The sequence below is a fragment of the Psychrobacter sp. CAL346-MNA-CIBAN-0220 genome, assembly GCF_040309805.1.
Taxonomy (GTDB): domain Bacteria; phylum Pseudomonadota; class Gammaproteobacteria; order Pseudomonadales; family Moraxellaceae; genus Psychrobacter.
Genome location: NZ_JBEOPF010000449.1, coordinates 1 through 258, shown reverse-complemented (window position 1 = coordinate 258; position 258 = coordinate 1). Strand labels below are relative to the sequence as shown.

Below are 258 nucleotides of genomic sequence, written 5' to 3'. Positions count from 1 at the left end.
GTACTTGGCGGTAAGCTTAAGCAAGCAGAAATGTTGTCGGCACGTTTAGGTGATGTAATGAGCTTTTTATACGCGGCAATGGCGTCAATTAAATACTACGAGCAAAAAGTATCAAGCAGTGAACGTGAGCAAGCAGCACCGTATTTTCATTATGCCACTCGCTTTGCACTACAAAGTGCTGAAGAAGCGCTGCACAAGTTTTTAGATAACTTCCCTGCAAGTGGTACGCGTAAGTTCATGCGTTTTATTACCATGAAC

General features: G+C 43.0%; 1 protein-coding gene. It reads left to right on the top strand.

Annotated features, from left to right (window positions below; all coding sequences use genetic code 11):
- A partial coding sequence (locus AAEY88_RS14330) for an acyl-CoA dehydrogenase domain-containing protein (RefSeq protein ID WP_350563466.1) occupies positions 1 to 258 on the top strand: 258 nt, incomplete at both ends.